Source organism: Aquabacter spiritensis, assembly GCF_004346185.1.
GTDB lineage: Bacteria > Pseudomonadota > Alphaproteobacteria > Rhizobiales > Xanthobacteraceae > Aquabacter > Aquabacter spiritensis.
The window spans coordinates 75,196-98,330 of record NZ_SMAI01000019.1; the positions used below are offsets into that span (position 1 = coordinate 75,196).

Annotated in this window: 18 protein-coding genes and 1 other annotated feature; of the genes, 8 read left to right on the forward strand and 10 right to left on the reverse strand. The window is 67.5% G+C overall.

Annotated features, from left to right (window positions below; all coding sequences use genetic code 11):
• Nucleotides 1–353: 353 nt before the first annotated feature.
• From EDC64_RS21735 to EDC64_RS21765, 7 genes are all read right to left on the reverse strand, one after another.
• Complete coding sequence (locus EDC64_RS21735; protein ID WP_245504832.1) at nucleotides 354–1,565, reverse strand: NAD(P)/FAD-dependent oxidoreductase; 1,212 nt, start codon at nucleotides 1,563–1,565, stop codon at nucleotides 354–356.
• Between the two features lie 96 nt (nucleotides 1,566–1,661).
• Nucleotides 1,662–2,597, reverse strand: a complete 936-nt coding sequence (locus EDC64_RS21740; protein WP_132035556.1) for a CobW family GTP-binding protein — start codon at nucleotides 2,595–2,597, stop codon at nucleotides 1,662–1,664.
• Nucleotides 2,590–4,110 carry an amidohydrolase family protein gene (locus tag EDC64_RS21745; protein ID WP_132035559.1) on the reverse strand — a complete coding sequence of 507 codons (1,521 nt, stop codon included), beginning with the start codon at nucleotides 4,108–4,110 and terminating at the stop codon, nucleotides 2,590–2,592. Before EDC64_RS21745 ends, EDC64_RS21740 begins: the two co-directional genes overlap by 8 nt.
• A gap of 147 nt (nucleotides 4,111–4,257) precedes the next feature.
• Complete coding sequence (locus tag EDC64_RS21750; protein WP_338023420.1) at nucleotides 4,258–5,469, reverse strand: ABC transporter substrate-binding protein; 1,212 nt, start codon at nucleotides 5,467–5,469, stop codon at nucleotides 4,258–4,260.
• Between the two features lie 332 nt (nucleotides 5,470–5,801).
• Nucleotides 5,802–6,890, reverse strand: coding sequence for a Glu/Leu/Phe/Val dehydrogenase family protein (locus EDC64_RS21755; protein ID WP_132035564.1), 1,089 nt, complete (start codon nucleotides 6,888–6,890; stop codon nucleotides 5,802–5,804).
• Nucleotides 6,887–7,786, reverse strand: coding sequence for a DJ-1/PfpI family protein (locus EDC64_RS21760; protein ID WP_245504833.1), 900 nt, complete (start codon nucleotides 7,784–7,786; stop codon nucleotides 6,887–6,889). Before EDC64_RS21760 ends, EDC64_RS21755 begins: the two co-directional genes overlap by 4 nt.
• A gap of 57 nt (nucleotides 7,787–7,843) precedes the next feature.
• A complete protein-coding gene (locus EDC64_RS21765) occupies nucleotides 7,844–8,992 on the reverse strand; it encodes an alpha/beta hydrolase (RefSeq protein ID WP_165933855.1) in 1,149 nt (382 codons plus the stop codon).
• A gap of 437 nt (nucleotides 8,993–9,429) precedes the next feature.
• Here EDC64_RS21765 and EDC64_RS21770 point away from each other — a divergent pair, with 437 nt between their 5' ends.
• The 8 genes from EDC64_RS21770 to EDC64_RS21805 all read left to right on the forward strand — a co-directional run bounded on the left by EDC64_RS21770 (nucleotide 9,430) and on the right by EDC64_RS21805 (nucleotide 18,811).
• Complete coding sequence (locus EDC64_RS21770; protein ID WP_132035570.1) at nucleotides 9,430–10,407, forward strand: Bug family tripartite tricarboxylate transporter substrate binding protein; 978 nt, start codon at nucleotides 9,430–9,432, stop codon at nucleotides 10,405–10,407.
• 59 nt (nucleotides 10,408–10,466) lie between these two features.
• Nucleotides 10,467–11,879: an MmgE/PrpD family protein gene (locus EDC64_RS21775; protein WP_165933856.1), complete on the forward strand. Its 1,413-nt coding sequence runs from the start codon at nucleotides 10,467–10,469 to the stop codon at nucleotides 11,877–11,879.
• A 96-nt stretch (nucleotides 11,880–11,975) separates the two neighbouring features.
• Nucleotides 11,976–12,824: an IclR family transcriptional regulator gene (locus tag EDC64_RS21780; RefSeq protein ID WP_132035576.1), complete on the forward strand. Its 849-nt coding sequence runs from the start codon at nucleotides 11,976–11,978 to the stop codon at nucleotides 12,822–12,824.
• A gap of 488 nt (nucleotides 12,825–13,312) precedes the next feature.
• Nucleotides 13,313–14,302, forward strand: a complete 990-nt coding sequence (locus EDC64_RS21785) for a Bug family tripartite tricarboxylate transporter substrate binding protein (protein ID WP_165933857.1) — start codon at nucleotides 13,313–13,315, stop codon at nucleotides 14,300–14,302.
• 70 nt (nucleotides 14,303–14,372) lie between these two features.
• A complete protein-coding gene (locus EDC64_RS21790; protein ID WP_132035582.1) occupies nucleotides 14,373–15,425 on the forward strand; it encodes an SDR family oxidoreductase in 1,053 nt (350 codons plus the stop codon).
• A gap of 28 nt (nucleotides 15,426–15,453) precedes the next feature.
• On the forward strand, nucleotides 15,454–16,434 hold the full coding sequence (locus EDC64_RS21795; RefSeq protein WP_132035584.1) for a Bug family tripartite tricarboxylate transporter substrate binding protein: 981 nt from the start codon (nucleotides 15,454–15,456) through the stop codon (nucleotides 16,432–16,434).
• 4 nt (nucleotides 16,435–16,438) lie between these two features.
• A complete protein-coding gene (locus EDC64_RS21800) occupies nucleotides 16,439–17,272 on the forward strand; it encodes an NAD-dependent epimerase/dehydratase family protein (protein ID WP_207916159.1) in 834 nt (277 codons plus the stop codon).
• Between the two features lie 9 nt (nucleotides 17,273–17,281).
• Nucleotides 17,282–18,811 carry an FAD-dependent oxidoreductase gene (locus EDC64_RS21805; RefSeq protein ID WP_245504834.1) on the forward strand — a complete coding sequence of 510 codons (1,530 nt, stop codon included), beginning with the start codon at nucleotides 17,282–17,284 and terminating at the stop codon, nucleotides 18,809–18,811.
• Nucleotides 18,812–18,856: 45 nt separating this feature from the next.
• Here the strand turns inward: EDC64_RS21805 and EDC64_RS21810 are convergent, their stop codons facing one another.
• The 3 genes from EDC64_RS21810 to EDC64_RS23650 all read right to left on the reverse strand — a co-directional run.
• A complete protein-coding gene (locus EDC64_RS21810) occupies nucleotides 18,857–20,338 on the reverse strand; it encodes a SulP family inorganic anion transporter (protein ID WP_132035608.1) in 1,482 nt (493 codons plus the stop codon).
• A gap of 63 nt (nucleotides 20,339–20,401) precedes the next feature.
• Nucleotides 20,402–20,457, reverse strand: a sequence feature (sul1 is cis-regulatory element that is thought to sense ions involved in sulfur or methionine metabolism; They are found in Alphaproteobacteria).
• 141 nt (nucleotides 20,458–20,598) lie between these two features.
• The gene (locus EDC64_RS21815; protein ID WP_132035586.1) at nucleotides 20,599–22,401 is read right to left on the reverse strand and encodes a ShlB/FhaC/HecB family hemolysin secretion/activation protein; all 1,803 of its coding nucleotides are present in this window, start codon (nucleotides 22,399–22,401) and stop codon (nucleotides 20,599–20,601) included.
• Nucleotides 22,402–22,404: 3 nt separating this feature from the next.
• Nucleotides 22,405–23,135, reverse strand: a 731-nt coding sequence (locus tag EDC64_RS23650) for an MBG domain-containing protein (protein WP_274594963.1), incomplete at its 5' end; no start/stop codon positions are given.

Below are 23,135 nucleotides of genomic sequence, written 5' to 3' on the forward strand. Positions count from 1 at the left end.
GTTGCAGATGATATGGCGGCGGCGTCCGACGAACGGACACCCCGCCGATGCGTCCCAGGACAGCGATGTTCGCGGCGGCGTCGATCGTGACGAGCGACGCCCAGAGACGGTGCCAGCCGAGGCGACATCAAGGGGACCTGCCGAGCCGTGACCTCCGGGCGCCACGGTGCGACAGCGAACTTGTGCGCTTGGTTCGACATCGATGAGCCCAGAATGTCAGGAGGGATCGAGAAAAGCGGCTCGCCGGGTCGATCCGCTATTCGCGGTCGGATACCGGACGTCAGCTTCAAGATGCCGCCATGTCCGGACGCTTGCCTGCATAAGTTCGGGCCGAGGCGAAGTCCGTCTTTACTCTAGCGGATCCCGCCATCGAGGCCGGTGATCGCGGCGGCATCGCCGTCGATGGCCCGTGCCAAAAGCTCGGCGGTCACCGGGCCGAGGGTGAAGCCCTGGTGTCCATGGCCGAGATGCAGCCAGAGACCGGGATGGCGGCGGGCGGGGCAGACCAAGGGCAGCATGCCGGGCAAACACGGCCGCGTCCCCGACCACGGCGGGCCCGCGACCGGCGCGCCCAGATCCAGCAGCGACCGCGCGACGGCCTCCCCCCGGGCCAATTGGCGCGGATCGCGGCGCGGCGCGGCGGCGGACAACTCCGCGCCGGTGGCGATCTGGAGACCTTCGCGCATCGGCGACAGAACGACCGAATGGTCCGCCAGGATCATCGGGCGCCGAAGACCGGCATCGCCGCTATAGCGCCGGTGATACCCGCGCTTGCGCACCATCGGCACCCGGTATCCGAACGTCTTCAGCAGATCGGGAGACCATGGGCCGAGCGCGACCACGACATGCTCCGCATCTTCGCCGGCGACCCGCCAGCCTGCGCCGGATCGCGCGAGCGAGGCGGCATCGCCGACCACGATCCGGCCGCCTTGTGCCGCGAACAGTTCGGCATAGGCGCGAACCAGATCGCCGGGCGCGCGGCAGGTCCAGGGCGACGTCCAATGGATCGCGCCGGCGAGCCGGGCGCGCAAGGCGGGCTCGGCGCGCGACAATGCGGCCTGGTCGGCGGGCGTGAAGGGAATTCCATAGCGCTGCCTTCGCCGTTCGGCGTCCAGGATCGCCGCGGCGAGCGCGGCCTCCGTCTCGTGGACCTGCCAATAGCCGTCCTTGCGGATCAGGGCATCGGCGCCCGCCGCCTCGATCAGCGCCGCGTGGCGCAAGACGGCCTCCGACACGAGCCGATGCCAGAGGGGAATGATCTTCTGGAAGGAGCGCGGCAGCGAGGCACGCCAATAGGCCGCAAGCGCCGGTACCTGCCCCGGCAGCGTGCGCCAGTCGAGATCGACCGCATTCTTCCAGCCGAACGCCATGCGCAGCAGGGGCAGAGGGTTTACCGGCAGCGCATAGGGCTCGACGGCCTCGGCCTGGATGATCCCGGCATTGCCATAGCTGGTCTGTGCCCCCGGCGGCGACCGGTCGACGAGGACGCAATCGTGGCCGCGCGCCTGCAGGGCGAGGGCGGTCGAGACGCCGACCATGCCGGCGCCGAGAACGGCGATGTCCACTTTAAGCCCTCCCAGCTCGGACGCCGGTTCGCCTGCGTGTCGCCGGGTCGACCAGCCGGCTGATCTCCGCGCGGCCGCTCTGCTGCGCTTCGACGCTCATCTCTGCATCATCGTTTCAAGCGTCGCGGCTGCGCGGCGGGCGTCGAACATCCCGCTCCGTCCGATCAGCACGAGCTGTGCCCCGACAGCCGGAAGGGCCGCCGGCGTGAGGGTGGCCCGTCGCCCGACCAGTTGAAACACATAGGTCCTCCCAGGGGGGCCCTCGACGCAGAGGATCCCCTTCGCCCGGGCGAGATGCGGCGCGAGGTGCTGGATCGTCGCTTGAAAGCGCGGCAGGGAGATCGGCGTGGGCGACGACCATTCGAGCCGCACGAAGCGGTCGTCCCGCAGGCGCGGGGACGGATCGATCCCGCCTTCCGCCCCGTGCCGGACACCCCCGGCGAGAAGCAGATCGAGCGGCACGCCGCCATCGCGATCGGCGGCGAAGACGAGCGTCTTGTGCATCGAAGCAAGGGTCGCCCGGAGCGCCGCGAGCGCGCTCGGATCGATCGCCGCCCCCTTTGCGAGAACGACGAAGTCGGCGGCGCGCACCTGCGTCCGCCACAGCGCGTCGTCCGGATCGTGGTCCTCGGCATCGATCACGGTGACCACGGCGTCGAGCCGCACGGCCTCCCGCAACACCGGATCGAACAGCGCCTCGAGGATCCCGCGTGGATCTGACACCCCGCTCGCCTCGATCACGATCGCATCCGGGGCGGCCCGGACCGAAAGGATGGCGCGCAGCGTCCGCAGAAGATCCCCTTGCAGCGAACAGCAGATGCACCCGTTCTTCAACCCGAAGACGGGGTGGCCCGTGCCGGAAAGAATGACCTCGTCGATATTGATCGCGCCGAAATCGTTCACGACCACCGCGAGCGCAAGGCCATGGTCCGCGTTCAGCAGGCTGTTGATCAAGGTGGTCTTGCCCGCGCCGAGCACGCCGGTGACCAGAAGCACCGGGACCGGTATCGCGGGCGCGCCGGCGTCAGCCATTAGCCCGCACCCCGCGCCGCAGGGGCCGGCCCGGCCGCGCGCCGGGGTCGAGCCGACCGCTCAGGATGACCGGCGTGCCCCCCACGAGGAGCGCCTCCACCCCGAGGGCCGGCGCCGTCATGTCGGCGAAGCTCGCTTTGCCGGCGACCGTTTCGGGATCGAACACCACGAGATCGGCATCGCACCCTTCCTGAAGGCGGGCCTTGCGCCGCATCTCGGGCAGGCAGGCTTCGAGGATGCGGCCCGGCACGAGGGTGCATTTCGCGATCGCCGCCATCAGACCGATCTTGCCGCGGGTGCGCTGATAATCGCCAAGAAATTTGGTGAAGGTGCCGGCGGAGCGCGGATGGGAGGACAATCGCGTCGGCAGCGGCCAGTCCTCGCCGCGATAGATGGCGCCGTCGGGCTCCACCCAGGGCATGGCGTCGGACGCGATCGCCCCGCCGGGATAGAGAACCGACAGATCGAGCAGATCCTGGTGCGTCCGATCGCGCGCGATATCGAGGAAATGCCAAGCCACCAGCGCCGCGGGATCGGCCGCCTTGGCCGACAGGAGATCCGCGCGGTCCTGGATCTGATGGCGGTTGTGGATCAGTTCGATACTGCCGTAGCCGGACCCTGTCCTTTGCGTGAAATCAGCGTCCGAAAAGAAGCTGGCCGAGACGACGGTCGAACCCGTCCCGTACGGATAGGCTTCCACCGTGATCGGCAGGCCCCGCGCCTGCGCGTTCAGGAGCGCCGCGCGACAGCGTTCGATGTCGTGGAGCGACGTGGAATTGAGGTGGCAGATGTGCATGTGGGCGCCGGTCGCGGCGGCATAGCCGATGATCCGGAGGTAGGATTCCTCCGAACTCCGCGGGTCGGCATTCGACATGAACGGGATGTGCGTGAAGGTCGGCGCGCCGCACCGCGCGGCGAGGCCGCAGACGTCGATCATCTCCTTGACGCCGGCGCCCGGCGCATAGCCGTGCGGGATGCCGATCCCGATGCCGCCGTCCCGCATGCCGGCTTCGATGATGGCGCAGATGTCCGCGACGCGGTCGGGGGTGGCGATGTCGGTCGACCAGCCGCCCCGATTGTCCGCCCCCTCGCCCATCATTTCCATAGGGTGCTTTTCCGGGTCCGGACGGATCTCCGCCATCACCTGCTTGCGGGCAAAGATCCAGCTCGCCGACGCGCCGTAATTGAGGACGCGTCCCGCTGCCTCCTGGCGCTCGTACCAGGACCGCACGGGGAGAACGCCGACCTCGAGTTCGAGCGTCGTGGTGACCCCGTCGAAGGCCTGCATCCAGTCCGCGGCGACCGACTGGCCGTGGGCGTGGAGATCGATGAAGCCCGGGCAGACCACCTTTCCCGCCGCGTCCACCACATGGTCGCTCGCCTCGGCTGAAATCGCCCCGATCCGCGCGATCGCGCCCGCCACGATGCCGATATCCGCGACCTCGTCCCGATCCGTCTCTGGATCAAGGATCCGGGCGCCTGCGATGAGGAGATCGAACGTACGGCGCGACACGCGTTTCTCACTCCCTGAAGGCTGCGACGACCGGTGTTCCGGGACGCCATCGGCGCCGGCGCGAGGCCCGACCACCTGGCACCGACGAACGGTTTCAGGTGATCGGATGGCGTGCGATCCCCGCGAGCGGGGATCGCGGTTCGACCGCTACTTCGCCTTTGCGACCAGCGGACACTCGCTCTCGCTCAAGGGCTTGTAGGCGTCGTCGGCGGCGATCTTCTGGACCACCTTGTAATAGGCCCAGGGCTTTTCCATTTCGCCGGGCTCCTTCGCCTGGACGAGATAGAAATCGTGGACCAGCTTATTGTCCGCGCGCAGCGTGGCGCCGGGGGCGTAGAAATCGTCGACGGGAGTGGTCCGCATCTTCTCCAGAACCAGCGCGGTCTCGTCCGAATCCACGGCCGCGACCGCCTTCAGATAATGCAGCACGGCCGAATAGACCGCCGCCTGCGGCGCCGTGGGCATCGCGCCATGCGCCGCGAAAAAGCGCTTGGCGAAGGCCCGGGTCTCGTCATTGAGGTCCCAATACCAGGCCGTGACGGTCGTCAGACCTTGCGCCGTCTTCAGGCCCATGCTGTGCGCGTCGGTCAGAAACATGAGCAGCGCCACCGGCGTCTGCGATCCCGTGCTCATGCCGAACTCGCTCCACTGCTTCATGACGGAGACGAGCTGTTCGCCGGCATTTGCGAACGCGACGACCTTGGCCCCCGAACTCTGCGCCTGCAGGAGGAACGAGCCGTAATCCGCATTTCCCAGCGGATGGAAGACCGCGCCCAGGGTCTTGCCGCCCACCGAGGCCAAGACGCGCTCCGATTCCGCCACCATGTTCCGCCCGAACGCATAGTCGGCCGCGATGAAGAACCACGTGTTGAGACCTTGCCCCACCAGTTTTCGGATCGGCCCGGAGACCAGATTGTAATTGTCGTGGAGCCACGCCAGCCCGGTCGGCGAACACTGCTTTCCCGTGATCTCTCCGGTGCCGACGGCCGAGTAGATGACCAGCTTGTTCTTGTCGCGGGCGATCGCCTGAACCGCCAGGGCAACCGCCGAATTGCTGACGTCCACGACCATGTCGACGCCGTCTTCTCCGTACCACCGGCGCACGATCTGCGCGCCGATATCCGGCTTGTTCTGGTGGTCCGCGGTCAGAAGCTCGACCTTGAGGGCGGGATTCAGCTTGTGAAAATCTTCGATGGCCATCTTCGCGGCGATCACGCCGCCGCGCCCCGAAAGGTCGGACAGCGGTCCGGATTGATCGTTGATGACGCCGATCTTGACGACTTTTCCGGAGATGTCGGCCGAGGATTGCCCCGCCATCACCGCCAACAGCGCACATGCGCCGCCTGTCGATATGAGCAACCTGCGAAATAATCCGTTCCGGGACGGCGCAGCGCGATCCTGTTTCATATTGTGTTCCCCTGGTGGCACGGTTGTCGCGGCATTTTTACTGTCGGAGCCGAAGGCGAAATCGCCGCGCACTCCGACCGCCATACCGTTCTGATCTCGAAGCTAGCGCCGCGCAGAGCGGGTCTACAATGGCGGATTTCCATCATTTTCTGCCATCCGAGTCCGTCCGCCGGCACCAAAGGGCCTCCCGCGCGGGGAGGCGCAGGCGCGCACGTCTTCGCCCGCCCGGGCGTGCCCGGGAGTGGTCTGTCGTCGGGTCCGAATGAGCGGCCGATGGGATCGGTTCAGATCGATCGGGCCGCGCTCTCGTCGATCGGCGTCCGATTGGCCGGCGCCGCCGCGGACGCGATCAGGTCGCGCGCCATCGAATCCGCGATGTGCGACGGCGGGCGTCCCGTCGCCTCCGCGCGATCCAGGACGGCCGACAAGCGCTCCGGGATACGGCGGACGCGAGCGAGAACCTCGCCTTGCGCGCTGCCCAGATACTCCGCCGCGACGTTGATGATGCCGCCGGCGTTCACGACATAATCGGGGGCATACAGAATGCCCCGGCTGTGCAGAAGCGCCTCGTCCCAGGGGCTGGCGAGTTGGTTGTTCGCCGCGCCGACGACGAACCGTGCCGAAATCTCGGGAATTGTCTTGCTATTGAGCCCGCCCCCGAGCGCACAGGGCGCGAACACGTCCACCCGGCTGCGATGGATGGCATCGGGCGACGCGACCTCGGCCGGGACATCGGCGCACAGATGCGCGATCGCCTGGTCGTGAACGTCCGCCACGACGAGGACAGCACCGCGCGCGTGCAGTTTCCGGCACAGGTCCGCCCCGACATTGCCCAGCCCCTGCACGGCGATCCGGCTTCCCGCCAGCGGCAGTCCGTTGCGCGAGAGAACGTGTTCGATGGACAGAAAGACGCCCAAGGCGGTCCAGGGCGAAGGATCGCCGCCCGCAAGGGCGTCTTTCGCGGGCAGGCCGAAGACATGCGGCGACACCGACCGCACGATTTCCATGTCGCGCGGCGTCGTTCCGACGTCCTCCGCGGCGAGATATTCCCCCTTCAGCGCGTTCAGCACCTGCCCGAAGGCGCGAAACAGCGCGGCCCGGTCGAATGGATGCTGCGGCCGCTGGACCACCGACTTGCCACCCCCGAGGGGCAGGCCCGCCATCGCGTTCTTATAACTCATCCCGCGCGCGAGCCGCCGCGCGTCGGCCTGCATGCCCGCCGCATCGTCATAGCGCCAGAACCGGCACCCTCCGGCCGCCGGGCCGAGCGCAAGGGAATCGATGGCGACGACGCCGGACAGATCGCAACTCGGCGCTTCGAACCAGAAGAGGCGCTGCCCCTCCTCTTCCGATGCCCTGATCCGGAGCGTCATCGCACCGTTTCCTGGTCTGTCGACGCCGGGTCCGGAGCGGTCTGGTCGAAAGGGAAGGCTCCGTCCTGCAAGCGGGCGAAGGCTTTCTGGCTCGACCGCAACCGCTCTTCGAGCATCGGGCGGGCCGCTGTGCGAATATCGGCCAGCATCTCGGCGGGTGCATTGCGCTCGGTGATGTCGAACGGCGGCTGCGGGTCGTATTCGAGCATCAATTGCAGGCGCTTGGCGACCTCGTCTCCGCAAAGCTCGGCCGCGACTTTGAACCCGAAATCGATCCCGGCCGTCACCCCGCCGCCGGAGATGCGGTTGCGATCCACGACGATGCGTTCCTCGACTGGGATCGCCCCAAACACCGTGAGCTGGTCACGGGACAGCCAATGGCACGCGGATCTATAGCCGTTCAGAAGCCCGGCACCCGCGAGGATCAAGCACCCCGCGCACACCGATGTGACGTAACGCGCGCTGGCGCCGGCCCGGGCCACGAAGCCCAGGACCTCGAGATCGTCCATCAGCGCCATCTGGCCGGGTCCGCCGCCGACGCAGAGCACGTCGAGCTTCGGACAGTCCGCGAACGTCGTCGTAGGCAGCAGAGTCAGGCCGACATCGCTCGTGATCGGCTCGATGCGCTTCCAGAGCAGATGTATCCGCGCCCCCGGCAGCCGCGCCAGGACTTCGAAAGGCCCGGTGACGTCGAGTTGAGTCATGCCGGGGAAGAACAGAAGTCCGATTTCCAAAGGTTCTTTACTCAATGAAGCCCCCATCGCTGCCGAGGGCACATCTTGCGCATGAACCAGGTGCGGCGGAAACGACGTTCTTCCCTCCTTTTCTGCCAAGCGGAGAGCCGCCCAGCCAAGCCGGGACGGGTCGTCGGAAACGAGGCCGCGGGACGGCTTCAAGACGAAGATCGGTCCCCCGCCCCTTCAGACCGCTTTCGCCCCGTGCCGGGCCGGGCGTCAGACGTTCGCTTCGATCCAGTCGGCGATATAGTCGATCCCGGTGGGGCGATGGTCGATGGAACAGTGTTCCGCGCCGCCTTCGTCCCCCGTGAAGATCTTGATGGTTTTGTTCTTCGCGCCCACCGCTTCGTAGAGCAGATGCGCGGCGGCCACGGGCACCAGCCTGTCGTTTGCGCCGTGGGTGACGAGGAAGGGCTGGGTGATGTCCTTCGCCACGTCCTTGAGGGTGAATTTCCGGGCGATCTCGATCGCCTCCTCCGGCGTGTCGGCACCGACCACCCATTGGAACTGGAAATTCGACTGCGCGATGCTCTTGGGCGCCGCGCGGGCGCGGTCCAGAATGCTCTGCTGCCAGGCGGCGAGGTCCCAGTGCAGCGCGCTCATCGCGACGCAGGCGGCATAGCGCTTCTCGAAGGCGGCGACACGGCCGGTATAATAGCCCCCGAAACTGTAGCCCATCACGACCACCCGGGCGGGATCGACTTCCGGACGGGTGACGGCATAGTCGTAGGCTGCGGTGCCGGCCACCTCGAAATCGTAACGCGCCGGCACGTCGCGCAGCCGCCGCATCTCACCCTGCCCCGGCCCGTCCACGCACAGCGTGTTGAATCCCCGCTGCGAGAACTCCGTCCCGGCGAAGACGATGCTCATCTCCTTGCAATTGTCCATGCCGTTGAAGACGACCACGGTCGGCGCTGGCTTCGACGTATCGACGGCGGGAAAGAACAGCGCCGGCAGGCTGGCATTCTCGTAAGGAATTTCGACAAATTCGATCTGCGGATAGCGCAGGCGCAGGCCGGCATGGAAGCAGGCGAAGGACTTTTCCGAGAGCTTCTTCTTTTCGTCTCCCGGCAGCATAAAGCGTTCGCCGGTGTAGTAATAATGCGCCGCGCGCAAGAACAGCGCACCCGCGGTGCGCTGGCGGCCTTCCGCGACGGCCTCCAGGGCACGCGCCTCGACCGCCCGTCCCATCCCGGTCCATTCCTCCCACCAGGCCTCCGCCTCGCCCTGGCGGCCGGCGAGCTTTTCGCACACCCGGTCGATCTCCTCGGCAGAGACCACGCCATAGGGGACCATGCCCTTGATGATGATGGTGGCGTTCGACCACAGGAAATTATCGGGGAATTGGTCGATCCAGCCGCCCATGGCGTGTCCTCTCTCTTGTTCTTTTCGTCCGGCGGCCGACCGGCGGCGTGCGCCGCCCGGTGGCTGTTCGACGTCCGCGGAAGGCATGCGCCCAGAAGCGGAGCAGCCGATGAATCTACTACATTGAGGTTTTCATTTTCGCAATATGCGATAAAACTGCCCGACCCGCCGCCCCAAAAGAGGGAGAAATTTCCGGAGCGGACCGCCAAATGTCTGCCGGCAGACGCCGACAGACCTCCCCAAGGCGCAGGGGCGGCTGCCCCCTTGATCCGGCGCGGGACGGAAGGGGGCCGGGCGGAGGCGGTCATCCGATAATGAAAGCTTCGCCCCGACAATGCGCGATCCACGCCAAGGGATCCCGCAAAGCAGAGGCGGAGGCGCACCGAAGGCGCCGTCCCTGACGGCCCCCAAAAACACGATCCACGGAGGGAATCCCGATGAAAATCAAGCGCCTGATCGCGCTGGCAGCGAGCATCGTCCTGGCCCAGGCGGCCTGCTTGCCGGCTTTCGCCCAAAGCTACCCCACCCGAACCATCCGCTTTATCGTGCCCTGGCCGCCCGGCGGCGGGACCGACGCGGTGGCGCGCATCCTCGCCGCCAAGGCGAGCGAAGTTCTGGGGCAGCAGATCATCGTCGACAATCGCGGTGGCGCCGGCACCATGATCGGCATGGACGCGGCCGCCAAAGCCGCACCCGACGGCTATAATTTCGGCTTCCCGACCCAGAGCTTCGCCGTCAACGCGACGCTCCAGCCGCATTTGCCCTACGATACCGTGAAGGATTTCGAGCCGGTCGCGCTGCTCGGCACCGGCACCTATGTGCTCGTGGTGAACGCCGGTTTCGAGCCGAAGACGGTCGAAGAGCTGATCGCCAAGATGAAGAAGGAGCCGGAGGTCGTGAATGCCGGGTTCACCGGCTACGGCTCGCCGAGCCATCTCGGCCTGCTCCAGTTCCAGCGTGTCGCGGGCGTCAAGGCGACGGACGTGAATTATAAGGGCACGGGACCGGCGGTGACGGGCCTGATCGGCGGCGAAATCCAAATGATGTTCACGACGCTCGCGGGCGTCCTGCCGAACGTCAAGTCCGGCCGCTTGCGCGTGCTCGCCGTCACCAGCGAGGCGCGCAGCGAATTGCTGCCGGAAACGCCCACCGCCATCGAGGCCGGCCTGCCGAACTTCGTGGTGTATGAATGGTACGGGCTGAACGCCCCCAAAGGCACCAAGCGCGACCAGATCGACATCGTGAACGCGGCGCTCCAGAAGGTCCTGGTCATGCCTGATGTGGTCGAACGGTTCCGCGCCATCGGCGCCGAGCGCGTGCTCGGGAGCAACCCGGACAAGTTCGCGGCCTTCCTCGCGGCAGAGATCGCCAAATGGGGGAAGGTGGTGCGCGACGGCAATCTGAAGCCCGAATAGATGCTGCGCGTGCCGGCCTCTCCGCCGGCACGCTCGGCCCGTCCCAGGAACCGAGATCCATGGCCGCCCCCACCATTTCCGAGACCCTCGGCGCGTTCGTGGCGGGGCTCGACCTCGACCGCGTGGATGCCGCCGTCCGCCATCGCGCCACACTCCTGCTGATGGATTCGATCGGCGTCGCACTGGCCTCCGCGTCGCTGTCGTTCGGCCACATCGCCGCCGCCGCACTGGCCGAGGTTGAGCGGGGCGCGAGCCCGGTCATCGGTTCGGCCGAACGCCTCACGGTGCGCGATGCCGCCTTGGTCAACGGCATGCTGATCCACGGCATCGATTTCGACGACACGTCGATCTACGGCCGGGTCCATCCGAGTTCCGCCTGCGTCCCCGGCGCGCTCGCCCTCGGGGCCCATCTGAAGGCGTCCGGCGCCCAGATGCTCGCCGCTTATATCGCCGGCCTCGAGGGCGCGATCCGCCTCGGTGCGGTGGCGCAGGGCGGATTTCAGAAGCGCGGCTTCCATCCCTCGGGCGTCATTGGGGTGTTCGGCGGCACGTTCGTGGCGGGCCGGCTGCTGGGGCTCGACGCCCATCGGCTCGCCATGGCGCAGGGCATCGCCTATAGCGCCGCGGCGGGCAATCAGGAATTCACCACCGAAATGGCCTGGACCAAGCGGTTCCATCCGGGATGGGCCGCGACGGCCGGCATCACCGCCGCCACTTTAGCCAAAGGCGGCTTCACCGGCCCGCTTATGCCCTATGAAGGGCGCTTCGGCCTCTATCGGCTGTATCTCGGCGCGGTGGAAGGCGGCTTCGATTATGCCCGCGCGACCGCCGACCTCGGCGCCCGCTGGCTGCTCCAGGACATTTCCGTAAAACCCCTCGCCGCCTGCTATTTCAACATTCCGCTCATCGATGCCGCCGCGCGGGCGGCACGCGAGAGCGGGATTTCCGCGGACAAGGTGGCGGAAATCCGCGTGCTGGTGCCCGAGGCGGCCATCGCCACCGTCTGCGAGCCGCGCGACGCCAAGCGGCGGCCCGCGGACGGCTACACTGCCCAGTTCAGCGCCTATTTCGCAACCGCCACCGGCTTCCTCACCGGCGGCTTCACGCTCGCCGACATCGCCCCCGACCGGCTGACGGATCCGGCAATCTTGGCTCTGGCGGACAAGGTGACCTACGCCGCCGACCCGGAAACGAGCTTTCCCGCGCATTATGGCGGCGCAGTGAGCGTGCGGGCGACGGACGGGCGCAGCTTCACGGTGCGCGAGGATATCGACCGCGGATCGCCGCAAAGGCCGCTGTCGGAGACCGAGATGATGGAGAAATTCCTGCGCAATGCCGAACTGATCTTCCCCCCGCGGCGGGCGCGGGAGGCGCTGGACCTGATCCTCGGCGTGGCGCGGCTTTCCGACGTGAGCCGCCTCGCCGAAATCCTCGCTGCGCCGGAGACACGTCCCGGGGCGACCCGACTGTAACATGTCCGAGGTGTAGCCGCCGCGGACACCACGACTTGAAAGCGAGGTGGCGCCATGAGAGATAAGGGGATGCCCTCCCCTGCTGCAAAGGATTGAATGGCCTTGCCCCGCACTGCCGCCTCCAAGCAAGCCGCGGTTGAAGATGTCGCCCCCGTGCGCGACGACGAGACCAAGGGCGGCGGCGTGCAATCGCTGGCGCGCGCCTTTTCCATCCTGGAGGAGATCGCGCGCAACCGCGACGGCATCAGCCTCGCGGAACTGAGCAAGAGCGTGCAGCTTCACAACAGCACCACGTTCCATCTCGTCAAGACCATGGTTTCGCTCGGTTATGTGCGGCAGATCAAGGACAGCAAGCGCTACCGGATCGGTCGCCCCCTGTTTGCGCTCGCGGCGAGCTCGCTGGACGAGATCGAGATGGTCAGCCTCGCGACGCCGGTGCTGGAGGATCTCTGTCACGACACCGGGGAAACCTCTCACTTCGCCGTGCGCATGGGCAACCAGGTGCTGATCGTGGCCGAGCGGGCGGGAGACGGCGTGTTCCAGATGGTATCGCGCGCCGGCGCGGTGCGGCCCGCCCATTGCACGGCGCTCGGCAAAGCGCTTCTCGGGGCGATGACCCCGCCCCAGTTCGACCGTTATCTGAAGACGGCGACCCTCGCGCCCTTCACCCAGAAGACTCTCACCGACGCGGATCTTCTGGTGCGGGAAATCGACAATGTCCGCCGCAACGGCACCGCTTTCGACGATGGCGAGCTGAATACCGAGGTGCGCTGCTGCGCGACGCCGGTCTGGGACTTCACCGGGCAGGCCGTCGGCGCCATCGGCATCTCCGGTCCGATCTGGCGCCTGTCGATCCAGACCCTGCAGGAGAAAGCCCGCTTGGTCCGCCAGGCGGCCGATCGTCTGTCGACGGAATTCGGCTGGGTCTCGGCGGAGCCGGGCTGACCGTCAGCCGGCGCCGAGCTGCCCACGCCGGGCCGATCTCATTCCCGCAGCCGGCTTTCACGTAAGCGCGCCGGTCGGGCCGCCATGACGCGATGCGTTCAATTCCGTGGGCGTCATCCTGTTCGCCGCGTCGAACGCAGGCGTCCGACATCGCTCGAACGCCTCTCTTTCCACTCACATAGCCGGAATCGATCCGGCAACTTTGGCCCTTTCCGGACGCAGCCTCCCCCCGATCATCGCAGATGATGGCTTGGTACAGCTGGAGAGCCAAGAAATGGCACGCGCAATTGCGCGTCCACCCGATCCCCGCAATCGGTCCCGGAGGCGCAAATCACCCGCATTATGGTATTGTCTGCGGTATCGTAAAATTGCTACGGTCGACTTTCAAACTGCGCCGGCGCGCCAACGCCGTCGCGGGGGCGCGCCGCTTGGCATGCGGATCGCCCGGCAAAGGCTCCGACGAGAGAGCCGCACAGGGAGGACCGACCATGAGAACTCCGGCGCTATTCGTTCGCGGCGCGCTGGCCGCGACGTTGCTGACACTGCTGTCAGGCGTGCAGGCACAGGCCCAGAGCGCCGATCCCGCCGAGGCCTATCCGACCCGATCGATCCGGCTCATCGTCCCCTTCGCCCCCGGCGCAACCACCGATTTCCTCGCCCGCCAGCTCGGCGAGAGCGCCAATCGCGATTGGGGACAGCCCGTGGTGGTCGACAACCGGGCGGGCGCCGGCGGTCTCATCGGCACCGACCTCATCGCCAAGGCGGCGCCCGACGGCTACACGATCGGTCTGCTCACCGGCGCCTTGGCCACCTATCCGGTCCTGAACGCGAAGCTGCCGTTCGATTCCGTGAAGGATTTCGAATTCATCTCCATGATCGCCAGCGTGCCCAACGTGCTGGTGGTGACCGCCGCGTACCCCGCGAAGACGTTCAAGGACTTCGTGGCGCGGGCGAAGGCCGACCCCGGCCAGGGCTATGCCTCGTCGGGAACCGGCACCAACACCCATTTCACCGGCGAAATGCTGAAGCTCGCGACCGGCATCGACATCCAGCACGTCGCCTATAAAGGCGGCGCGCCGGCAATGGCCGATCTCATCGCAGGTCATGTGAAGATCATGATCGCCTCGCTTACCACCGCCGTACCGCAGATCCGCGCCGGCAAGATCCGCGCCCTCGCCGTGAGTTCCGCCTCCCGCTCCGATGCCGTGCCGGACGTCCCGACCTTCAAGGAATTGGGCTATCCCGATCTGGTCACCGCCGAATGGTGGGCGTTGATCGGCCCGAAGGGCATGCCGAAGATCGCCGTCTCGAAATGGCGCGACGAGGCCCGCAAACTCGCGGGGCGGGCCGACATCAAGGAAAAGAGCCCCGGCATCGTGATGCTGTCCTCCACGCCCGAAGAGCTCGCCGACACGGTCGAGCGGGAGATCGGAACGTGGAAGGACATCGCCGCCAAAGCGAAGATCGCGCTGGAGTGAGCCCCTCGCCCGCCGCCCCGGAACGCCGATCCAGCGATATGAGAACGACTGGCACAATGGAACAAACGACATGACCGTCGCGCTCGTCGTCGGCGCCACCGGCGTCACCGGCGCTCCCTTGTGCGAGCAGCTCCTCCGGGCCGGATGGCGGGTGCATGCCCTGTCCCGCAGGGTGCCGCAGCTCGCATCCGGAACGCCCGTGCAGAGCCTCTTTCATCTGCCGGTGGACCTCGACGACGGGGCGCGGACCCACGCCGCACTGGCCGATCTCGGCGCCGTTACGCATGTCTTTTACTGCGCCAACTCGCCTTCCGCCGAGGCGCGCAAGGAGATGATCGGCTCGCTGCTCGACGGGCTGGAGACACTGCCGCATTTCACCAACATCAACTTCATCCAGGGGATGAAATATTACGGCTGCCATCTCGGCCCTTTCCCAACACCGGCGAAGGAAACCGACCCGCGCGTGCCGGGCTGCGATTTCTATTACACCGAGGAAGACATGATCCAGGCGCGCCAGGCGGGACAGGCCTGGACCTGGACCACGCTGCGGCCCCATTCGGTCTGTGGCCTCTCGGCCGGAAATCCGGTGAATGTGGCGAGCGCCGTGGCGGTCTATGCCTCGATGCAGCGGGCGCTGGGAGACACGCTCGCATTCCCCGGTACCGACGCCGCCTTCCGCAGCCTGTTCCAGGTGGCGGATGCCGGCCTTCTCGCCCGCGCCGCCATCCATGTCTCGACCCTGGCGCAGGGCCGCAACCGCGCCTTCAATATCAATAACGGCGATTATTTCCGCTGGCAGACGCTCTGGCCGTCCATCGCCGCCTTTTTCGGCCTGAAGCCGGGGGGGCCGAGCGGCGCCTCGCTCACCGCATTCTTTGAAGAGCAGAAGCCGGTTTGGGACGCCCTCGTACGCGATCACCGGCTCGCCCCGTTTCCCTATGACCGGCTGCCGCGCTGGAGCCTCGGCGAATATCAGCCGCCCAATTCCCGCCTCGCCTGCACGTATGACGTGATCGCCGACACCGTCCGCCTGCGCCAGGCGGGGTTCTGCGAGGCGATCGACAGTGGCGCCATGTTCCAGAAGATCTTCGGGCAATTGAGGGCGGAACGCCTCATCCCCTGAAGAAGAACCAAGAACCAGGGAGGCAAGAATGAAGATCCTGAACACGGTCGCGGCCATCGGCCTGTGTGTCGTGGCATTGTTCGCGCTCGCCCCGCCGATCGCGGCGCAGACCGCCTATCCCAGCCGCGCCGTGCGCATCATCGTTCCCTATCCGCCCGGCGGCGGGGCGGATGCGGTCGGACGGCTCGTGGCGCAGGGGCTTTCGGAGCAGATGCACCAGCCCTTCGTGGTGGAAAATCGCGGCGGCGCCGGCACCAATATCGGTCTCGACGCCACGGCGAAGGCGACGCCGGACGGCTACACGATCGGCATGGCGACCAGCAATCTCGCCATCAACCCGGCTATCTATCCCAGCATCCCGTTCAATGCCGAAACCGACTTCGCCGGCATCACCCTGCTCACCAAGGGCCTTTATGTGCTGGTGGTCCACCCCTCCGTGCCGGCCAACACGGTCGAGGAGCTGATCGCGCTTGCGAAGGCGAAGCCCGGCACGCTCAACGCGGCCATTGCCGGCCTCGGCACGCCCGGCCATCTCGCGCTTGCCGAGTTCAACAAACTCACGGGCGTCGACCTTCTGCCGGTGCCCTATCAGGGCGCGGGCCCGGCCATGACCTCGGTGCTCGGCAACCAGACCCAGGTGCTGTTCATCTCCATGGCGTCCGCCATCGCCAATGTGAAGGCCGGCAAGCTGCGCCTGCTGGCGGTGACCAGCGCCACGCGCTCGCCCGAACTGCCCGACGTGCCGACCGCCATGGAAGCCGGCCTGAAGGGCCTCGAAATCTACGAATGGTACGGCCTCGTCGCGCCGGCGAAGATGGACCCGGCGCAGATCGACGCGCTCTATGAGAAGACCAAGCTGGTGCTCGCCCAGCCCGCGGTCCGGCAGCGGATCCAGGCCCTGGGCGCCGAGCCCGCGCCGATGCCGCCGAAGGAATTCGAAGCCTTCATCAAGGCGGAGATCAAGCGGCTCGGCCAGATCGTCCGCGACACCGGCATCAAGGTGGAATAGGCCCTTGCTTGGTCTCCCCGAAACCGCCGGCCCGCTGCCGCACAAGGTGCTCGTCACGGGCGCGACGGGCCGCGTCGGCCGTGTGCTCCGCCGGAAGCTCGCCGGCCGCTATCAGGTGCTGCGGCTGGCGGACATCGTGCCGCTGGAGGCCGGGCCGGACGAAGAGGTGTGCCGCCTCGACGTCACCGATCCGGCCACGATCGCGGCCGCGCTGGAGGGGATCGACTGCGTCGTCCACCTTGCCGGCCAGGCCGTCGAGGCCGATTGGACCGTCCTCTTCGACAAGAACATCATGGGCGTCGCCAATCTGTTCGAGGCGGCCCGGGAGAAGGGCGTGGAGCGCGTCGTCTTCACCTCCTCCCACCATGCGGTCGGCTTTTACCGGCGCGACGCGGTCATCGGAAACGACGTCGCCCCGCGGCCGGACAGCCGCTACGGCGTCAGCAAGGTGTTCGGCGAGGCGCTGGGCCGGCTCTATGCCGACAAATACGGCCTCGCCGTCGCCTGCATCCGCATCGGCGTGGTGCGCCCCCGGCCGGAGGATCTGCGTCACCTCAGCGTCTGGATCAGCGAGGACGATTTCGCCCGCCTCGTCGCGCGCTGCATCGAGGCGCCGCGCTATCATTACCTCATGCTCTATGGCGTCTCCGCCAATCCCCGCGCCTTCTGGACCAATCCGGACGCGGACAAGATCGGCTACGTGCCGCAGGACAGCGCCGAGGATCATGCGGCGGGGCTCGCGGAACGTCCGACCGGCCATGGCGCCGTCACCGCCCTGTTCCAGGGCGGCTATTATTGCGCGGCGGAATTCGCCGGCGATCCCTCGCAGGTGGATTGAAGCGACCGCATGACCACGATGGCGACCCCCGCCGGCGCCCCGCCGGAAACGATCGAGACCGACCTCCTCGTCGTCGGCGCCGGCGCCAGCGGGCTCGCGGCGGCGAGCGAGGCGGCGCGGCTCGGGCTGCGCACCATTCTGCTCGAAAAGGCCGACGGGACCGGCGGCATGATGAATTGGTGCGTCGGCACGGTGACGGCCGTGAACACGCCCCACCAGATCGCCGCCGGCATCGCCGACAGCGTCGAGGCCCATTTCGAGGATCTCGGCCACCATGCCGGCGGGCTCGCGCCGCGGGACAATCTGCGGCTCCGCCGGATCCTGGTCGACCACACGACCGAGATGGTCGACTGGCTGACCCGGCTCGGCATCGTCTTCACCGGCCCCATGCCCGACCCGCCCCACCGCGCGCCGCGCATGCTGAACGTGGTGCCGAGCAGCGCGGCCTTCGCCTATCATCTGGAGCGCGCCTGCCGGCGGCAGGGTGTCGAGATCCGCCTCGGCACCAGGATCGAACGCCTGGTGACGGAAAACGGCCGGGTCGTCGGCGCAGACGCCGACACGGGCGGCACGGTGCGCCGGTTCGTCGCCAGACACGGGGTGATCCTCGCCACGGGCGATTTCAGCGCCGCTGCGGATTTCAAGCGGACCTTCTCCTCCCCCGCAATGGCCGAGGTGGACGGCGTCGCCCCGACCTCGACGGGCGACGGCCACCGCATGGCGATCGCGCTGGGCGCCGAAGTGCTGAACGGCGACATCATCCGCGGCCCCATCCTGCGCTTCGTGCCGCCGACGCGGCGCAATCTGATCCAGCGTCTGCCGCCGCTACGGCCGGTCGCCCATCTCATCGCCTGGGCCACCCGAACGCTGCCGCAGGTCGTCCTTCGGCCGTTTCTGATGAAATTCCTGACCACCGTGCTCGGGCCCTCCCCCGCTCTGTTCAAGGAGGGCGCGGTTCTGGTCAACCGGGCGGGCAGGCGCTTCACCGACGAATTGTCCTCGCCCGCAAAGGCCTTCGCCGATCAGCCGGGCAAGGACGCGTACATCGTCTTCGACCAGCATCTGGCGACGAAGTTCTCCGGCTGGCCGTATTTCGTCTCGACTGCGCCGGGCATCGCCTATGCCTATGTCGACGATTACCGCCGCTGCCGGCCCGACATCTTTGCCGAGGCGCCGGACCTCGCGGGCCTGGCGGAGAGGCTCGGCATGCCCGCGACGGCCCTTGCGGAGACCATCGCCGCGCACAATGCCGCCTTGGGCGCGGCGCGGCCGCAGATCCGGACCGGACCGTTTTATGCGCTCGGGCCGGTGCGGACCTATGTCGTCTTCACCGAGGGTGGGCTCAGGATCGACGAGACCTTCGCGGTGATCGGCGCCGACGGCGTGCGCATTCCCGGCCTCTATGCCGTGGGCTCTGTCGGCCAAGGCGGCCTCCTTCTGGAGGGCCACGGCCACCATCTCGACTGGGCCTTCATCTCCGGCCGCCTCTGCGCCCGGCACATCGCCGCGCAGCGGACGGCCGCGGCGGCGGACCGATAATCGGGCCGCCGTAGCGACAGCGATACCGACGCCCGCCGCGCCGCATCAGTGAAGCGGCTGCGCGGCGGGGGTGTCCTTGTCGTGGAGCGCGAATTTTTCGACCATGGTGGCGCTCGCCGCATTGAGCCCGAGGAGCGTCACCTGCGTCCCGCTGCGGCGGAATTTCAGCACCGCTTTATCGAGCGCGCCGATCGCGGTGATGTCCCAGAAATGCGCCTGGGTGAGGTCGATCAGCACTTCGCGAGGCCTGGCCTCGAAATCGAAGCCGCGCAGGAAGGTCTCGGCCGAGGCGAAGAAGATCTGCCCCGTCACCCGGTAGACGGTGCGCCCGCTTTCCTCCGCGCGCGCCACCGCCACCAGCCGCGCCACCTTGCCGGCGAAGAACACGCCCGAGAGCAGCACGCCCACCAGCACGCCCTTGGCGAGATCGTGCGTGCCGACCACGGTGGCGACTGTCGCCAGCATGACCACGGTGGAGGGCAAGGGCGTGGTCCGCAGGCTCAGGAGCGAACGCCAGGAAAACGTGCCGATCGAGACCATGATCATCACCGCCACCAGGGCCGCCATGGGGATGATCAGCAGCAGATCGTCCAGGATGAGGAGCAGGAAGAGCAGGAACGTCCCGGCGACGAAGGACGACAGGCGCCCGCGGCCGCCGGAGGAGACGTTGATCACCGACTGGCCGATCATCGCGCAGCCGCCCATGCCGCCGAGGACGGCCGCGGCGATGTTGCTCGCGCCCTGGCCGATGCATTCCTGGCTCTTATTGCTCATCGTGTCGGTCATGTCGTCGACGATCTGGGCGGTGAGCAGCGATTCCAGCAGGCCGACCGCGGCAAGGGTGACCGAATAGGGAAAGATGATCTGCAGCGTCTCGAAGGTCAGCGGCACGTCCGGCAGCAAAAAGGTCGGCAGGCTGGAGGGCAGCTCGCCGAGATGGGCGACGGTGCGCAGCTCCATGCCCGTTCCCCAGGCGAAGACGGTCAGCGCGGCGATCGCCACCAGAGGCGAGGGCACCGCTTTGGTGACCAGGGGAAACAGATAGATGATGGCGAGCCCGGCCGCGACCATGGCATAGGTCTCGACCGAGACCCCGATCAGTTCCGGCAGCTGCGCCATGAAAATGAGGATCGCCAAAGCATTGACGAAGCCGGTGATGACCGAGCGCGAGACGAAGCGCATGACCCGGCCGAGCTTCAGGAAGCCCGCGCCGATCTGCAGAACGCCCATGAGGATGGTCGCCGCGAACAGATAGTTCAGCCCGTGGTCGCGCACCAGGCTGACCATCACCACCGCCGTCGCGGCGGTGGCGGCCGAGATCATGCCCGGCCGGCCGCCGACGAAAGCGGAGACGCAGGCGATCGCGAAGGACGCATAAAGGCCGACCTTCGGATCGACCCCGGCGATGACGGAAAACCCGATCGCCTCGGGGATGAGCGCGAGCGCGACGACGATGCCGGCGAGAACGTCGCCCCGCACATTGCCGAACCATTGGCGCAGATAGGAGCGCAGGGGAGACGTGAGCATGAGATGGGCCCGCATGTGACGGACGCCGGCGCGCAGCGCGCCGCGGCGTCGAGATGTCATAGGGGTTGTCCGGCGGTTCGGCGGCCGGAAGAGCCACCCGGCTTTTCACCGGGTCCTGACGAATGCGCCTCACTTACAAGGCCCGCTGCTGCAGTGCAACAGGCGTGACGGCGCAGGCCCGCGCCGCGGCGGCCGCACGAATCCGCCGCTGTGTCGCGCGTCAGACGGGCCGCGGGTTTCGGGTGGCGTGCGGCCCCGGCCTAATAGCTGACCGCGATCCGCCCCTGGACGGTGAGATCCCCGGGCGAGGTGTATCCGGCCTCGGTCAGCGCAATGCCGGCGACGAAGGTGGCGGTCAGATTGCGCGCGATGGCGTAATCGAAGCCCGCCCCGGCACCCGCCATGCTGACATCGTAGCTGCCGATGCGCCCCAGGACGCCGTCATAGGCGTAATTATAGCCCCAGCCCAGATCGAGAAAGGCGAAGGGCGAGAGCTGGTCCGTCACGCCGCTCGCGCCGAGCGCCGACAGAAGAGAAAAGGCCGGCGTGCGCAGCTCGTTGCGCCAGAAGAAGCCGGTATCGGCATTGCCGTCGTCGAGCGTATAGCCGCGCGTCGCGTAGAGCCCGCCGAGGCTGATCTGCTCGGTATCGGGCAAAGCCTGGCCCGCCGCCACGCCGAAAAACTGCGTGACCCAGCTGAAGCCCGCCGGCAGCCGGGTGACGCGCGACAGATCGGCGATGCCATAGACATAATCGATGTCGCTGACGCGCCCGCCGCTATAGACGAGCCAGCTCTCTCGGTCATTGCCGCCCACCACCCCGCCGGGATTGCCGAGCAGCCGCAGGTCGAGGCTGGTGACGCCATAGGGATCGGCCTTCGACACCGCCCAGCCGAGGATCAGTTCAAATATCCCGGCATCCGCGCCGCCGACCCCGACGGCGTCGAAATAGCTGGAGCGCGCCACGCTCTTGAAGGAGGCGCCCAGGATCAGGTCGCCGAGAAAGATCCCCGGCATGAAATTGGAGATAGCGGTGCGGTAATAGACCGGGATTTCGAGCGTCGCATTGGTATAGTCGAAGACCGGGATGAGGCCGGATTGCCGCGTCGCGACATAGCTCGGCACGATTTCGAGGCTCTGCCGGTCGCCGAGGCCGATCACCACGCGGCCGGCCTGGCTGTAATAGTCCGGCTGGCTGGGGCCGGTTCCGACACTGCCCGGGTCAGTCCAGAAATTGGCGCTGCCGGTCGCCTGATACGACACGTAGCTGTCCGGCAGCAGCGGCAAAGCCGCCCCGAAACCGGCGAAATAGCGGTCATAGCCGGTCGCCCGCGTGCCGGTATTGGACCATCCGGCGAACACCTGCCACGGCTTCTGCGGCGTGACCTCGAGGGTGAGCGTGCTGAAGCCGAGTTCATCGTCCGGCGCGAACACGCCGCTGATCGACCGATAGGGATACCGGTTCAGCCAGGCAATGTCTTCGTCGAGGGCTTCGGCCGCAATCCGCTGCCCGGGCACGATCCGCACCCGCTGCGCCAGCTCCGCCGGGCCCCCCCGGACTTCGACCCCGCCGGCGCGGAACTCGACCACCCGCAGCGTGAGCACGCCGCCGGTAATCTCCTGCGGGGGCAAGGTGACGGACACGAAGGGATGCCCGTCCGCGCGATAGAGCTTGGTGATTTCCGCCTGGATCTCGCCGATCAATTTGCGCGACATCGGCCGGCCGAGAAACGGCGCCAAGGCCCGATCGAGGGCCGCGTGCGGCATGTCGCCGACGGCACCGATGGCGATGCCGCGGCGCGTCGCAGCGGCGAGGCTGTCCTTCGGCCCGACGAGGCGCAAGCCGACGAGGGCGACGCCGAACGGGGTGTCGTCCGAGCTGATGCCGAGATCCTGCGGCCCGATCAGAAGCCGCCCCTCCCCGGACAGGACCGGCGGCAGGTTGCGCTCGATCGGCGGCGCCGCGCGGCCCTGTGCCCAAGCGGAACCGCTCGCCGCGACGAGGGTGGCGACAAGCGCGACGGCGAGGCACAGGCCGGCCGGAAGGAGGGTGGGACGGCGCATCGCTCAGTTCAACTTCAGCTTCAGCCGGGGACTATAGACGATGCTGTCATCGTTCGCGGCATCGTTTCCGCCGCCTGTCCCGTCCGATCCCCCGCTCGTGTCCGCAGCCCCGCCGACCGGCATGAAGGTGACGACGGTGCCGCCGGTCTGATCCGCCGCGCCGGTCTGGACGAAGGTCGGCTGCAGCAGCGCGGCGAGGAGCGCGGGACTGGTCATGCGCGCGGTGACGGTCAATTCCCCCGGATCGAACGTCAGGGCATAGTTCAGCGACACGGCGAGGCTTCCTTGCAGGATCGGATACGCGCCCGGCAGCGAAGCAGGGTCGGCCGTCGTGACCAGGGCCCCCGAGAGCGCATCGCCGTTCACCAGCCCGTCGCCGCCGACGACATAAGTGAGCGGCGGATTGGCGTCGCCGAAAAGTCGGCTCTGATCGTTCGCGATCACCGTGAGCGGACGGGCCGTCACCGTCAGCGTCCCGGGCGCAAAAGCGGTGATGGCATAATTCGAAGAGGCCGCCAGCGTACCCTGGGTGATGGCGTAGCCGCCGACATTGGAGGCCGCGCCCGCCGCCGTGGCCAGCGCGCCGGCCAGGCTGTCGCCATTCACCAGGCCCGCACCGCCCACGACATAGGTGAGCGGCGGATTGTCGTCGCCATAGGCCCGGCTCTGGCCAACCGCCGTCACCGTGAGGGCGCGCTGGGTGACGCTCAGCCCGGTCGCGGCGTCGGCATAAG

Excerpts from the sequence above, each read along its gene's own strand:
- EDC64_RS21810 (WP_132035608.1), bottom strand. The coding sequence starts at position 20,338 with ATGCTCACGTCTCCCCTGCGCTCCTATCTGCGCCAATGGTTCGGCAAT.
- EDC64_RS21790 (WP_132035582.1), top strand. The coding sequence starts at position 14,373 with ATGACCGTCGCGCTCGTCGTCGGCGCCACCGGCGTCACCGGCGCTCCC.
- EDC64_RS21770 (WP_132035570.1), top strand. The coding sequence starts at position 9,430 with ATGAAAATCAAGCGCCTGATCGCGCTGGCAGCGAGCATCGTCCTGGCC.
- EDC64_RS21805 (WP_245504834.1), top strand. The coding sequence starts at position 17,282 with ATGACCACGATGGCGACCCCCGCCGGCGCCCCGCCGGAAACGATCGAG.
- EDC64_RS21795 (WP_132035584.1), top strand. The coding sequence starts at position 15,454 with ATGAAGATCCTGAACACGGTCGCGGCCATCGGCCTGTGTGTCGTGGCA.
- EDC64_RS21765 (WP_165933855.1), bottom strand. The coding sequence starts at position 8,992 with ATGGGCGGCTGGATCGACCAATTCCCCGATAATTTCCTGTGGTCGAAC.
- EDC64_RS21815 (WP_132035586.1), bottom strand. The coding sequence starts at position 22,401 with ATGCGCCGTCCCACCCTCCTTCCGGCCGGCCTGTGCCTCGCCGTCGCG.
- EDC64_RS21755 (WP_132035564.1), bottom strand. The coding sequence starts at position 6,890 with ATGACGCTCCGGATCAGGGCATCGGAAGAGGAGGGGCAGCGCCTCTTC.
- EDC64_RS21780 (WP_132035576.1), top strand. The coding sequence starts at position 11,976 with ATGGCCTTGCCCCGCACTGCCGCCTCCAAGCAAGCCGCGGTTGAAGAT.
- EDC64_RS21775 (WP_165933856.1), top strand. The coding sequence starts at position 10,467 with ATGGCCGCCCCCACCATTTCCGAGACCCTCGGCGCGTTCGTGGCGGGG.
- EDC64_RS21785 (WP_165933857.1), top strand. The coding sequence starts at position 13,313 with ATGAGAACTCCGGCGCTATTCGTTCGCGGCGCGCTGGCCGCGACGTTG.
- EDC64_RS21740 (WP_132035556.1), bottom strand. The coding sequence starts at position 2,597 with ATGGCTGACGCCGGCGCGCCCGCGATACCGGTCCCGGTGCTTCTGGTC.